This is a genomic window from Cupriavidus sp. IK-TO18 (assembly GCF_015549295.1).
Lineage (GTDB): Bacteria > Pseudomonadota > Gammaproteobacteria > Burkholderiales > Burkholderiaceae > Cupriavidus > Cupriavidus oxalaticus_A.
Genome location: NZ_JADGMP010000045.1, coordinates 25,480 through 38,524, shown reverse-complemented (window position 1 = coordinate 38,524; position 13,045 = coordinate 25,480). Strand labels below are relative to the sequence as shown.

The window sequence follows — 13,045 nt, the reverse complement described above, 5'->3', positions numbered from 1 at the left end:
TTTTGCGGTGCCGTTCTTTTTAGCCTCGCCTAATGTAGAAGCATCCTTACCCTGGATGGAGCATGGCGGGCCGCTTACCAGCAACGCAACCTCGGCAACCTTACCCATCACCACATCAATGTCCCTCCCCCGGCATCCACACCATGCCGTCAGGTAAGGGACTGAAGCAGGAGTTTTCATGGATATCCTTATCCAGCAGATCGTGAACGGTCTGGTGCTCGGCAGCATCTATGCGCTGATCGCACTGGGCTACACCATGGTCTACGGCATTCTGGGGATCATCAACTTCGCCCACGGCGATGTCCTGATGATCGGCGCGCTGACCGCCCTGTCAGCGATTCTTGGCCTGCAGAAGTTCGCCCCCGGCTTGCCCGAATGGCTGACGCTGGTCATTGCGACCCTGGTCGCGATGCCGGTCTGCGCAATACTGTCTTACTCGATCGAGCGAATCGCTTACCGGCCCTTGCGCAATGCGCCACGGCTGGCCCCGCTGATTACCGCGATCGGCGTGTCCATCATCCTGCAGACGATGGGCATGCTGATCTGGTCGCGCAACCCGCTGACCTTCCCGCAACTGCTGCCGTCGGAGCCGATTGATATCGGTGGAACCGGCGCCACCATCACCGGAAAGGAAATGGTCATCATCGGCCTGGCCGTGATGGTGATGTCGGGCCTGCTGGCACTGGTGAACCGCACCAAGCTCGGCCGCGCCATGCGCGCCACCGCCGAGAACCAGAAGGTGGCCGGCCTGATGGGCGTGAACCCCAATTTTGTCATCTCCGCCACCTTCATGATCGGCGCCACGCTGGCGGCGCTGGCCGGCGTGATGATGGCCACCAACTACGGCAACGCCCACTTCTACATGGGCTTCATCCCGGGCCTGAAGGCGTTCACCGCCGCGGTGCTGGGCGGCATCGGCAACCTTGCCGGCGCGATGGTCGGCGGCATGCTGCTGGGCCTGATCGAGGCGCTGGGTGCCGGCTATATCGGCGACCTGACCGGTGGTGTGTTCGGCTCGAACTACCAGGACGTCTTCGCCTTCATCGTACTGATCACTGTGCTCGTCTTCCGTCCGTCCGGCATCATGGGCGAACGCGTGGCGGACCGCGCCTGAGGAGAGCGAATCCATGAATACCCCGATTCCATCCACGGCCGCCGTCGCGGCTCCGACGAAGGTGCCGGCCAAGACCCTGGCCGCGCTGATCGGCTTCCTGGTGGTCGCGCTGTGCGCACCGTTCATCGTCCAGACCCTGGGCGGCAACTACTGGGTCCGCGTGCTGGACTTTGCGCTGCTGTACATCATGCTGGCGCTGGGCCTGAACATCGTGGTGGGCTTTGCCGGCCTGCTTGACCTGGGCTATATCGCGTTCTACGCGGTCGGCGCCTACCTGATGGCTTTGCTCGGCTCGCCGCACCTGGCGAACCAGTTCGAGTGGATCCACCAGCTGTTCCCTACCGGCATCCATTTGTCGATGTGGTTCGTGTTGCCGATCGCGATCCTGGTGGCCGCCACGTTCGGCGTGCTGCTGGGGGCGCCGACGCTGAAACTGCGCGGCGACTACCTCGCCATCGTGACGCTGGGCTTCGGCGAAATCATCCGCATCTTCATGAACAACCTGGACCGTCCGGTGAACATCACCAACGGGCCCAAGGGCATCACCGCGGTGGACCCGGTCCATATCTTCGGCTTCGACTTCTCCAAGTCGCACGAGATCTTCGGGCTGAAGTTCACGCCGGTGTTCATGTACTACTACCTGCTGGTGTTCCTGGTCATCGTGATCGTGTTCGTGTGCCTGCGTTTGCAGACCTCGCGCATCGGCCGGGCCTTCGTCGCTATCCGCGAGGACGAGATCGCCGCCAAGGCAATGGGCATCAACACCCGCAATATCAAGCTGCTGGCCTTTGCCATGGGCGCGTCGTTCGGCGGCGCCTCTGGCGCGGTGTTCGGCGCGTTCCAGGGCTTCGTGTCGCCGGAATCGTTCACGCTGTGGGAATCGATCTACGTGCTGGCCATCGTGGTGCTCGGCGGCATGGGCCATATCCCGGGCGTGATCCTGGGCGGCGTCCTGCTGGTGGGCTTCCAGGAGCTGCTGCGCGTGGTGGCGGAGCCGATGCAGACCGGCTTGTTCGGCCATGTGATTGTGGATGCCGAAGTCCTGCGCCAGCTGCTGTTCGGCCTGGCCCTGGTTGGCGTCATGCTGTACCGCCCGGCAGGCATCTGGCCGTCGCCGCGCAAGGAAGACCGCCCGGTGGTGCGCCGTGCGGGCAGCGTGGGCCGTTTCTGACCAGGAGGACAACATGAGCAACAACGATTTCCTCCTGTCGGTACAGGGGGTCAACAAGCGATTCGGCGGCCTGCAGGCACTGTCCGAGGTGGGCCTGCAGATCAAGCCGGGCGAGATCTATGGCCTGATCGGCCCCAACGGCGCCGGCAAGACCACCTTCTTCAACGTGATTACCGGGCTGTACACGCCGGATTCGGGCGAGTTCGTGCTGGGCGGCAAGCCCTACCAGCCGACCGCCGTGCATGAGGTGGCCAAGGCCGGCATCGCGCGCACGTTCCAGAACATCCGCCTGTTCGGCGAGATGACCGCGCTGGAAAACGTGATGGTGGGGCGGCACGTGCGCTCCAAGGCCGGGCTGTTCGGTGCGATCTTCCGGCCGCCTTCGGTGCGCCGCGAGGAAGAGGGCATCGAGGACATGGCGCATGACCTGCTCGACTACGTTGGCATCGGCAAGTACGCCAACTTCACCGCGCGCAACCTGTCGTACGGCCACCAGCGCCGGCTGGAGATCGCCCGCGCGCTGGCGACCGAGCCCAAGCTGCTGGCGCTGGACGAGCCGGCCGCGGGCATGAACGCGACCGAGAAGGTAGAGCTGCGTGGCCTGCTCGACAAGATCAAGAACGACGGCAAGACCATCCTGCTGATCGAGCACGACGTGAAGCTGGTGATGGGCCTGTGCAACCGCCTGACCGTGCTGGACTATGGCAAGGTGATTGCCCAGGGCCTGCCGCACGAGGTGCAGAACAACCCCGCGGTGATCGAGGCATACCTCGGCACCTCGGCGCACTGATGGCGGGAGGGAAAGCAATGACACAGCCAGCAATGAAACAGACAGTACTGAAGATCTCCGGCCTGAAGGTCGCGTACGGCGGCATCCAGGCCGTCAAGGGCATCGACCTGGAAATCCAGGACGGCGAACTGGTCACGCTGATCGGCGCCAACGGCGCCGGCAAGACCACCACCATGAAGGCCATCACCGGCCTGCAGGGCTGGGCCGGCGGCGACGTGGAGTACATGGGCAAGTCGATCAAGGGCGTGCCCAGCTACACGCTGCTCAAGCAGGGGCTGGCGATGGTGCCGGAAGGCCGCGGCGTGTTCGCGCGCATGACCATCACCGAGAACCTGCAGATGGGCGCCTACACGCGCAACGACGAGGCCGGCATCAAGGCCGACGTCGACCGCATGTTCGGCATCTTCCCGCGCCTGAAGGAACGCGCCAACCAGTTGGCGGGCACCATGTCCGGCGGTGAGCAGCAGATGCTGGCGATGGCGCGCGCGCTGATGAGCCAGCCCAAGGTGCTGCTGCTGGACGAGCCGTCGATGGGCTTGTCGCCGATCATGGTCGACAAGATCTTCGAGGTCGTGCGCGATATCTCGGCGCAGGGCGTGACCGTGCTGCTGGTCGAGCAGAACGCGCGCCTGGCGCTGCAGGCAGCGCACCGCGGCTACGTGATGGAGTCCGGGCTGATCACCATGAGCGGTGACGCCAAGCAGATGCTGGACGATCCCAAGGTGCGGGCCGCCTACCTGGGCGAGTAAAGGCGTCGGCAAGGTCGAGTGGTTTTGGGTGCTCCCAAGCCGCTCGAACTGGCCTAAACAAGGTGTTCCCCCTCATGGGGAGAGGGTTGGGGTGAGGGGCGGGCTAGCAAGGCACCACGCCGAGCGAAGCCAACGGTTCTAAACCCGCGAGCATCAGCTTTTGACGCTCCTGCCCTCACCCCCGGCCCCTCTCCCGCAAGCGGGAGAGGGGAGCAAACCTGCCAGTGTGCAAGGTTTGCAGCAGCCCTCACGCCTCGCTTACGCGAGGCTTTTTTGTCAGGCCAGCTTCTTCAGCAGCGTGCGCAGCATGCCGATCATCTGGTCGATCTCTTCGCGCGTGACGTTCAGCGCCGGCATGAAGCGCAGCAGGTTGGCGCGCGGCGCGTTCAGCAGCAGGCCTTGCGGATCCATGTCGCGGGCTTCTTCCACCAGTTGCGGGCCGATGTCCTTGTCCAGCAGCAGGGCGCGCAGCAGGCCTTCGCCACGCTCGCCGCCCAGGCCGAACTCGGCCGACAGCGCCAGCAGCTGCTCCTTCAGGTATTCGCCCTTGGCCTTGACGTCATCCAGGAAACCCGGCGCGGTCAGCTGCTCGATCACTGCGCTGCCCACCGCGGTCATCAGCGGGTTGCCGTTGTAGGTGCCGCCCTGGTCGCCGGCCTCGAAGCTGGCGACTTCGGCCTTGCACAGCAGCGCAGACAGCGGCACGCCGCCGCCGATGCCCTTGCCCAGCGTCATGATGTCCGGCTCGACGCCCGACAGCTCGTACGCGAACAGCGTGCCGCAGCGGCCGCAGCCGGCCTGCACTTCATCGACGATGAACAGCAGCCTGTGCTTGTCGGCCAGTGCGCGCAGGCCCTGCATGAACTCGCGCGTGGCGGGGATCACGCCGCCTTCGCCCTGCACCGGTTCCAGCATGATGCCGACGGTCTTGTCGGTGATCAGCTTCTCGACCGAGGCCAGGTCGTTCAGCTCGGCCTTGGGGAAGCCCGGCACCTGCGGCGCGAAGATGGTGTCCCAGCCGGCCTTGCCCGACGCGCTCATGGTGGCGAGCGTGCGGCCATGGAAGCTGTGGTCCATGGTGATGATCTCGTAGGCGCCGTTCTTGTGCTTGCGGCCCCATTTGCGCGCCAGCTTGATCGCACCTTCGTTGGCTTCGGCGCCGCTGTTGGCGAAGAAGACTTTGTCGAAGCAGCTGTTATCGGTCAGCTGTTTGGCCAGGCGCAGCATCGGCTCGTTGTAGAAGGCCGGGCTCGGGTTGATGATCTTCTTCGACTGCTCGACCAGCGCGTCGATCATGCCCTGGTTGGAGTGGCCCAGGCAGTTGACCGCCCAGCCCTGCACAAAGTCCAGGTATCGCTTGCCGTTGTGGTCCGTCAGCCAGGAGCCCTTGCCTTCGGTGAAGACGAGCTCGGGCCGGTTGGTGATGTACATCAGGGATTGGACGGGAAACTCAGCAAATGCCATGGCGGACTCCAGGGGTCGGCTTTAAACGATGGACGGACAAGCAGGAAAAAAGCGGAAAAGCGCGGAAAAACAAAAAGCCACGGGGGTTGCCCGTGGCTCGTTGACCTGAACAGACGCAGTCGACGGTCAGCCGCGTGGCACCCCAGCGGGGAGCGACGTACGGAAGCTGCGGCGTCGGTTGAAGGTCGTATGCATGCGGGCAAATATAAGGCGCATGGGCCCGGGTGTCAAAACCAATTTTGGCGGACCCGGGCATTGTTGCGCTGGCGGAACGGCGTGCCGGCCCGGGCGGGTCAGGCAGCGGGTGCTGCCGGCGTGGCCGGGTGCATGTCGGCCTCGGAGGTGAACGAGTCGGCGAAGAACGCGTCTTCGTGCAGCTTGCACTGGCGGGTGAAGTCGCCGCGCGCGGCGTTGATCATCACCGGCGCGCCGCAGGCGTAGACCTCGTGGCCCGACATGTCGGGATGGTCGGCGATCACCGCCTGGTGGACGAAGCCCGTGCGGCCCTGCCAATTGTCTTCGGGCAGCGCGTCGGATACCACCGGCACGTACCTGAAGTTGGGCAGGTCGCGCGCCCATTGCTCGGCCAGCGCGTGCATGTACAGGTCCTTGGGCCGGCGGCCGCCCCAGTACAGCGTCATCGGGCGCGTGATGCCGGTGTAGGCGGCATGCTCGACGATGGCCTTGATCGGGGCGAAGCCGGTGCCGGAAGCCAGCAGGATGATCGGGGCGGTCGATTCCTCGCGCAGGAAGAAGCTGCCCAGCGGGCCTTCGAAGCGCAGGATGTCGCGTTCCTTCATCGCCGGGGCACCTTCCTTGGCGCCGAAGACATAGTCGGTGAAGGCGCCGCCCGGCATATGGCGGATATGCAGTTCGATCGGACCGTCCTCGTGCGGCGGCGTGGCGATCGAATAGCTGCGGCGCTTGCCGTCGCGCAGCAGAAATTCCACGTACTGGCCGGCCAGGTACTGCATGCGCTCGGTCGCGGGCAGCTGCAGCTTGATGGCGATCACGTCATCGGCCAGCCGCTCCAGCGAGGTCACGCGGCACGGCACCTTCTTGATCGGGATGTCGCCGGCGCCGTGGACTTCGCGGCATTCGATGGTAATGTCGGACGACGCGTTGGCGCAGCAGAACAGCGCGCGGCCCTCGGTCTTTTCCTGCGCGGTCAGCGCGGCCGGGGCGTGGTCGCCCTGCACGATGGTGCCTTCCAGCACGCGGCCCTTGCACGAGCCGCAGGCGCCGTTCTTGCAGCCGTAGGGCAGGCCGATGCTGTGGCGCAGGGCCGCGCCGAGGATGGTTTCGTCCGCGGCCACTTCGAACTTGTGGCCACTGGGCATGACGGTTACTTGATAAGCCATAATCGGTCTATGAGCCAAATTCAGTCGATGCTGCAGCCCTCGCGCCTCCCGCTCCTGCCGGCTTTACCAGTTTTGCCGGTCCCCAGCCGCCGGCTGGGTCGTCCGCGCCTGTTGATCGTCGGGTGCGGGGATGTGGGGACGCGCTGCCTGCGAATCCTGTCGTCGCGCATGCGCGTGTTTGCCGTCACGTCGCAGCCGGCGCGCCGCGCCGAACTGCGCGCCGCCGGTGCGGTGCCGCTGGTGGCGGACCTGGACCGGCCGGTGACGCTGGCGCGGCTGCGCGGGCTGGCCACGCAGGTGCTGGACCTGGCGCCGCCGCCCGGTCAGGGCGAGGGCGATCCGCGTACGCGTGCCTTGCTCGCCGCCTTGCGCCGCAAGGCCTGGCGGCAGGGCGGCACGCCTGGCGGCGAGCCCGCCATTCTACCCGACCGGGGCCTTCGCCGCCGTGCCTTTGTCTACGCCAGCACCTCGGGCGTCTACGGCGACCGGCAGGGCGCGCGGGTGTCGGAATTTCATGCCGTGCGGCCGCAGACGGCGCGCGCGCGCCGCCGCGTGGCCGCCGAGGGGGCGGTGCGCGCCTTTGGCCGCGATGCCGGCTGGCGCACCAGCATCGTGCGCATCCCGGGCATCTATGCCGCCGAGCGGCTGCCGGTGGCCCGGCTCAAGCGGGGCACGCCCGCGCTGGTGCCGCAGGACGACGTCTACACCAGCCATATCCATGCCGACGACCTGGCTCGCATCATGGTTGCCGCGCTGGTCCGCGGCCGGCCGCAGCGGGTGGTCCATGCCAGCGACGATACCGAGCTGCGTATGGCCGACTACTTCGACCTCGTTGCCGATCGGCGCGGCCTGCCGCGGCCCCCGCGTATTACGCGCGGCCAGGCGCGTGAAGTGATTGAGCCGACGCTGCTGAGCTTCATGAGCGAGTCGCGCCGGCTCGACAACCGCCGCCTGAAGCGCGAGTTGCGGCTGCGGCTGCGCTTTCCCACGGTCGCTTCCTTCTTCGACGCCTGAGCGCGCCCGCGGTCGCGCCCCGTGCCCCTGGCACGGGGTTTGCTCATCCTGGCGTCACTTCAATCCTGTCTATACAGCAACACTTCTGGCGTGCCAACGTGGTGCTTTCCGCACCTACGGCAAGCCGCAGCACCGTTGTGGTGGTTGATGCCTCCGCGCCGTCCAGCCGATTTCCGCGGTGATGTGACGTCTAACCCCTCGGGGGAAGCCCTACATTGACTTGTATATACAGGCATTGTTTAATGCCCGAAAACGAGCGCGCCACAAGCATGGCCTGCCGTCGACGGACACACCAAAGGAGCGTTTCGATGAGGATGGAAAGCCGCATGCAGGGCAGGATTCAAGGCAGGATTCGTGGCCGCAAGGCAATGCAGGCCGCGCTGTTTGCCGCGGCAGTCACCATGGCAGGCGCCGGCCACGCGCAGACCACCAAGGTCACGCTCGGCATGAGCGGCTGGACCGGCTTCGCGCCGCTGACGCTGGCCGACAAGGCAGGCATCTTCAAGAAGAACGGTGTCGAGGTCGACATCAAGATGATCCCGCAGAAGGACCGCCACCTGGCGCTGGCCGCCGGTGCGATCCAGTGCGCGGCGACCACGGTCGAGACCCATGTGGCCTGGAACGCCAACGGCGTACCGATCACCCAGATCGTGCAGCTCGACAAGTCCTACGGCGCCGACGGCCTGGCCGTGCGCGGCGACGTCAAGACCTTTGCCGACCTGAAGGGCAAGACCATTGGCGTCGATGCGCCGGGCACCGCGCCGTACTTCGGCCTGGCCTGGATGCTGAAGAAGAACGGCATGTCGCTGAAGGACGTCAAGACCACGACGCTGTCGCCGCAGGCGGCGGCGCAGGCGTTCGTGGCCGGCCAGAACGACGGCGCCATGACCTACGAGCCCTACCTGTCCACCGTCCGCCAGAACCCGGACAAGGGCAAGATCCTGGCGACCACGCTGGATTACCCGATGGTGACCGACACGCTGGGCTGCGCGCCCAAGTGGCTCAAGGAGAACCCCAAGGCGGCGCAGGCGCTGGTCGACAGCTACTTCGAGGCGCTCGAGATGATCCAGAAGGAGCCGGCGAAGGCTAACGAAATCATGGGTGCCGCAGTCAAGCAGACCGGCGAGCAGTTCGCCAAGTCGGCCGCCTACCTGCGCTGGCAGGATCGCGAGGCCAACAAGAAGTTCTTCTCCGGCGAACTCGCCAGCTTCAGCAAGGAAGCGGCGGGCGTGCTGATGGAAATCGGCGTGATCCGCCAGGTGCCCGACGTGACGGCGTTGTATGACGCGCGTTTCCTCAAGTAAGCAGAGCAGTCGCAAGGAGGCGTGAACGTCATGACGCAAGCCCGAATCGGTTCCCACGCGCCCGCAGCGGTGTCCGCCCCCCCGGCGGCACCGGCGCGCCGGCGCCATCCCTGGCTGGCACCGCTGGTGCCGGTGCAGCCCAATACCCGCTGGATGCTGGGCCTGTCTTTCTTCGTGCTGTTCTTCGGCGTGTGGGCCGTGGTGACGCTGGGCGGCTTCGTGCCGCGCACGTTCCTGGCCGATCCGCTGACGATGGCCAAAGAGGGTCTGATCCTGTTCACCGAGCACAACTTCATCGGCGACATCGGCATGACGGTGTGGCGCGTTGTAGGCGGCTTCGTGCTGGCGGCGGTGCTGGCGGTGCCGCTGGGCATCTTCATGGGCGCGTACAAGGCGGCCGAGGCGTTCTTCGAGCCCTTTGTTTCGTTCTGCCGCTACCTGCCGGCGTCGGCCTTCATCCCGCTGCTGATCCTGTGGGCCGGCATCGGCGAGACCCAGAAGCTGCTGGTGATCTTTATCGGCTCGTTCTTCCAGATCGTGCTGATGGTGGCGGTGGCGGTCGGCGGCGCGCGCAAGGACCTGGTCGAGGCCGCCTACACGCTCGGCGCCAACAGCGCCGGCATCGTGCGCCGCGTGCTGATCCCGGGCGCCGCGCCGGAAATCGCCGAGATCCTGCGGCTGGTGCTGGGCTGGGCCTGGACCTACGTGATCGTGGCCGAGCTGATCGGCTCGTCGTCGGGCATCGGGCACATGATCACCGACAGCCAGGCGCTGCTCAATACCGGGCAGATCATCTTCGGCATCATCGTGATCGGCTGCATCGGCCTGGTCTCCGACCTTGTCTTCAAGCGCGCCAACCAGCGCCTGTTCCCGTGGAGTTCGATCCAATGAGCGCACTGTCCATCCAGCAGGTCTCGCGTACCTTCTCCAACCCGCGCGGCGGGAAGACGCTGGCGCTGCAGCCGGTCGATTTCGAAGTGCGCGATAACGACTTCGTCACCATCCTGGGCCCGTCGGGCTGCGGCAAGTCCACGCTGCTGCGCATCGTGGCCGGGCTGGACACGCCTTCCACCGGCCGCGTGCTGCTCGACGGCCAGCCGGTCTCCGACCCGGGCGCCGACCGCGGCATGGTGTTCCAGTCGTACACGCTGTTCCCGTGGCTGACGATCGAGCAGAACGTGCGCTTCGGCCTGCGCGAGCGCGGCATGAGCGCGGCGGAGCAGAAGGAGCGCAGCGACTTCTTTATCCAGCGCGTGGGGCTGCGCGGATTCGAGCACCATTACCCGAAGCAGCTGTCGGGGGGCATGCAGCAGCGCACCGCGATCGCGCGGGCGCTGGCCAACGATCCCAAGATCCTGCTGCTCGACGAACCGTTCGGCGCGCTCGACAACCAGACCCGCGTGCTGATGCAGGAGTTATTGCTCGGCATATGGGAAGCGTCGCGCAAGACGGTATTATTCGTGACCCATGATATCGACGAGGCCATTTTCATGGCCAACCGGGTGGCGGTGTTTTCCGCCAGGCCGGGCCGGATCAAGAGCGATATCGCGGTCGATTTTCCGCATCCGCGCCATTACACGATCAAGACCTCTCCGGAGTTTTCCGCGCTCAAGGCGCGGCTGACCGAGGAAATCCGCGCCGAGGCCATTGCCGCGGCCGAGCACTGAAACGCCATGAACCACGCCGTCGGCTCCGCCACCCCAGCTTCCTCTCCCACCGCGCTCTACCAGCAGGTGAAGGAGTACATCGCCCGCCAGATCCAGAGTGGCGCGTGGCAGCCGGGCGACCGGGTGCCGTCGGAGCAGGAACTGGTGAACCGCTTCGGCGTCTCGCGCATGACCGTCAACCGGGCCCTGCGCGAGCTGTCGGAGCAGGGGCGGGTGGTGCGCGTCGCCGGCGTCGGCACCTTCGTCGCCGAGCACAAGCCGCAGTCCACGCTGCTGTCGGTGGTCAACCTGCAGGACGAGATCCGCATGCGCGGGCATGACTATGCCTGCGACGTGATCCTGGTCGAGCGGGTGTCGGCGTCGATCGAGGTGGCGGCCGCGCTGGAGCTGCACACCGGAGAGTCCGTGTTCCATTCGGTCTGCGTGCATCGCGAAGATGGCGTGCCGGTGCAGCTGGAAGACCGCTACGTGAACCCGCGCGTGGCGCCGGACTTCATCGGCCAGGACTTCAGCGCGACCCAGCCCGGCGAATACCTGTTGCGCCACGTGCCCTACGATCAGGTAGAGCACGTGGTCGATGCCATTGCCGCCACGCCGGAGCAGGCCGCGCAACTGGAAATGCCGCCAACGCAACCTTGCCTGATGCTGACCCGCCGCACCTGGACCAATGGCGTGCCAGTGACATTCGTTCGTTGCCTGCACCCGGGCAACCGTTACCGCCTCGGCAGCCGATTCCGCGCCGACGGCAATCCCGCTTTCGGCTGATCCGCGCGAGGGTCAGCCATTGCTTCAATTTTTATCCTAAGCTGTATAGACAGGAACATACAAATGACTGCGAGCCAACACGACCAAGCCTCCCGCCCGCTGCTGACCTTGCAGCCGGGCCAAGTCACCCTGGCCGACCTGCGCCGCATCTACCGCGGCGAAGTGCGCGTGGCCATGGCCGATTCCGCCTGGCCCGGCGTGCGCGCCGCGCAGGCCACCGTGCAGGACATCATCGACGCCGACGCCGTGGTCTACGGCATCAATACCGGCTTCGGCAAGCTGGCGCAGACCCGTATCCCCAACGACAAACTGGCGCAGCTGCAGCGCAACCTGGTGCTGTCGCACAGCGTCGGCACCGGCCCGGACCTGGCCGAGGATACGGTGCGCCTGATCCTGGCCACCAAGGCGGTCAGCCTGGCGCGCGGCCATTCCGGCGTGCGTCCGGAATTGATCGAGGCATTGCTGGCGCTGGTCAACCACGGCGTGACGCCGTGCATCCCGGCCAAGGGTTCGGTCGGTGCCTCGGGCGACCTGGCGCCGCTGGCGCATATGTCGTGCACGCTGATCGGCGTGGGCGACGTGCTGGTCGACGGCAAGCGCGTGCCGGCAGCCGAGGGCCTGGCCCGTGCCGGCCTGAAGGCGTTCGAGCTGGGCCCGAAGGAAGGCCTGGCGCTGCTCAACGGCACGCAGGTGTCGACCGCGCTGGCACTGGCCGGCTTGTTTGCCGCCGAAGACACCTTTGCCGCCGGCCTGGTGGCGGGCGCCCTGTCGCTGGAAGCGATCAAGGGCTCGGTCAAGCCGTTCGACGCCCGCATCCATGAAGCCCGCGGCCAGGCCGGCCAGATCGCCGTGGCCGGCGCCGTGCGCGCGATGCTGGATGGCAGCGAGATCGTCGATTCGCACAAAACCTGCGGCCGCGTGCAGGACCCGTATTCGATCCGTTGCCAGCCGCAGGTGATGGGCGCTTGCCTGGACAACCTGCAGCACGCCGCGCGCATCCTGCAGATCGAGGCCAATGCCGCGTCGGACAACCCGCTGGTGTTTTCCGAGCAGGGCGACGTGGTCTCCGGCGGCAACTTCCACGCCGAGCCGGTGGCCTTTGCCGCCGACATCATTGCGCTGGCGATCGCCGAGATCGGTGCGATTTCCGAGCGCCGGCTGGCGCTGCTGCTCGATACCGGCCTGTCGGGCCTGCCGCCGTTCCTGGTGCGCGACGGCGGCCTGAACTCGGGCTTCATGATCGCGCAGGTGACCGCGGCCGCGCTGGCCTCGGAGAACAAGTCGCTGGCGCATCCGTCCAGCGTGGACAGCCTGCCGACCTCGGCCAACCAGGAGGACCATGTGTCGATGGCCACCTACGGCGCGCGCCGGCTGGGCGACATGGCGGCCAACACCGCGGTAGTGGTCGGCATCGAGGCGATGGCAGCGGCGCAGGGTATCGAGTTCCACCGCCCGTTGAAGTCATCGCCGCTGGTGGAGCAGGAACTGGCACGTATCCGTGCGCGGGTGGATTTTGTGGAAGGCGACCGCTACCTGGCGCCGGATATCGAAGCGATGAAGCAGTGGGTGGTGCAGGGGGATGCGGGGGCGGGGTGGCCGCAGGCGGTTCGGGAAATCTTGCCGACCAACGCTGGTTGATTGGAGCG

General features: G+C 66.3%; 12 protein-coding genes. 10 read left to right on the top strand and 2 right to left on the bottom strand.

The genetic code is table 11. The annotated features are described in order from the left end of the window. Positions 1–178 precede the first annotated feature (178 nt). Genes IPF36_RS30805 through IPF36_RS30790 form a run of 4 tightly spaced genes read left to right on the top strand, consistent with a single transcriptional unit; the run spans position 179 to position 3,824 of the window. Positions 179–1,114: a branched-chain amino acid ABC transporter permease gene (locus IPF36_RS30805; RefSeq protein WP_135705865.1), complete on the top strand. Its 936-nt coding sequence runs from the start codon at positions 179–181 to the stop codon at positions 1,112–1,114. Positions 1,115–1,127: 13 nt separating this feature from the next. Further along, positions 1,128–2,285, top strand: coding sequence for an ABC transporter ATP-binding protein (locus IPF36_RS30800; RefSeq protein WP_133092210.1), 1,158 nt, complete (start codon positions 1,128–1,130; stop codon positions 2,283–2,285). Between the two features lie 13 nt (positions 2,286–2,298). Next, the gene (locus IPF36_RS30795) at positions 2,299–3,075 is read left to right on the top strand and encodes an ABC transporter ATP-binding protein (protein ID WP_133092209.1); all 777 of its coding nucleotides are present in this window, start codon (positions 2,299–2,301) and stop codon (positions 3,073–3,075) included. Between the two features lie 32 nt (positions 3,076–3,107). Further along, positions 3,108–3,824 carry an ABC transporter ATP-binding protein gene (locus tag IPF36_RS30790; protein ID WP_195431914.1) on the top strand — a complete coding sequence of 239 codons (717 nt, stop codon included), beginning with the start codon at positions 3,108–3,110 and terminating at the stop codon, positions 3,822–3,824. 276 nt (positions 3,825–4,100) lie between these two features. Here the strand turns inward: IPF36_RS30790 and IPF36_RS30785 are convergent, their stop codons facing one another. Both IPF36_RS30785 and IPF36_RS30780 read right to left on the bottom strand, forming a co-directional pair. Next, positions 4,101–5,288: an acetylornithine transaminase gene (locus IPF36_RS30785; RefSeq protein WP_133092207.1), complete on the bottom strand. Its 1,188-nt coding sequence runs from the start codon at positions 5,286–5,288 to the stop codon at positions 4,101–4,103. 293 nt (positions 5,289–5,581) lie between these two features. Beyond that, complete coding sequence (locus tag IPF36_RS30780; protein WP_135705864.1) at positions 5,582–6,649, bottom strand: CDP-6-deoxy-delta-3,4-glucoseen reductase; 1,068 nt, start codon at positions 6,647–6,649, stop codon at positions 5,582–5,584. 9 nt (positions 6,650–6,658) lie between these two features. Here IPF36_RS30780 and IPF36_RS30775 point away from each other — a divergent pair, with 9 nt between their 5' ends. From IPF36_RS30775 to hutH, 6 genes are all read left to right on the top strand, one after another. After that, positions 6,659–7,663: an NAD-dependent epimerase/dehydratase family protein gene (locus IPF36_RS30775; RefSeq protein WP_195431912.1), complete on the top strand. Its 1,005-nt coding sequence runs from the start codon at positions 6,659–6,661 to the stop codon at positions 7,661–7,663. Positions 7,664–8,064: 401 nt separating this feature from the next. Continuing rightward, positions 8,065–8,967: an ABC transporter substrate-binding protein gene (locus IPF36_RS30770; RefSeq protein ID WP_240746003.1), complete on the top strand. Its 903-nt coding sequence runs from the start codon at positions 8,065–8,067 to the stop codon at positions 8,965–8,967. Between the two features lie 30 nt (positions 8,968–8,997). After that, a complete protein-coding gene (locus tag IPF36_RS30765) occupies positions 8,998–9,858 on the top strand; it encodes an ABC transporter permease (protein WP_133092204.1) in 861 nt (286 codons plus the stop codon). Beyond that, the gene (locus IPF36_RS30760) at positions 9,855–10,634 is read left to right on the top strand and encodes an ABC transporter ATP-binding protein (protein WP_133092203.1); all 780 of its coding nucleotides are present in this window, start codon (positions 9,855–9,857) and stop codon (positions 10,632–10,634) included. The genes IPF36_RS30765 and IPF36_RS30760 overlap by 4 nt, the downstream gene beginning before the upstream one ends. A 6-nt stretch (positions 10,635–10,640) precedes the next feature. Beyond that, positions 10,641–11,399, top strand: a complete 759-nt coding sequence (hutC, locus tag IPF36_RS30755) for a histidine utilization repressor (protein WP_029046008.1) — start codon at positions 10,641–10,643, stop codon at positions 11,397–11,399. A 63-nt stretch (positions 11,400–11,462) separates the two neighbouring features. Then, on the top strand, positions 11,463–13,037 hold the full coding sequence (gene hutH / locus IPF36_RS30750) for a histidine ammonia-lyase (RefSeq protein ID WP_133092202.1): 1,575 nt from the start codon (positions 11,463–11,465) through the stop codon (positions 13,035–13,037). Positions 13,038–13,045: the final 8 nt, after the last annotated feature.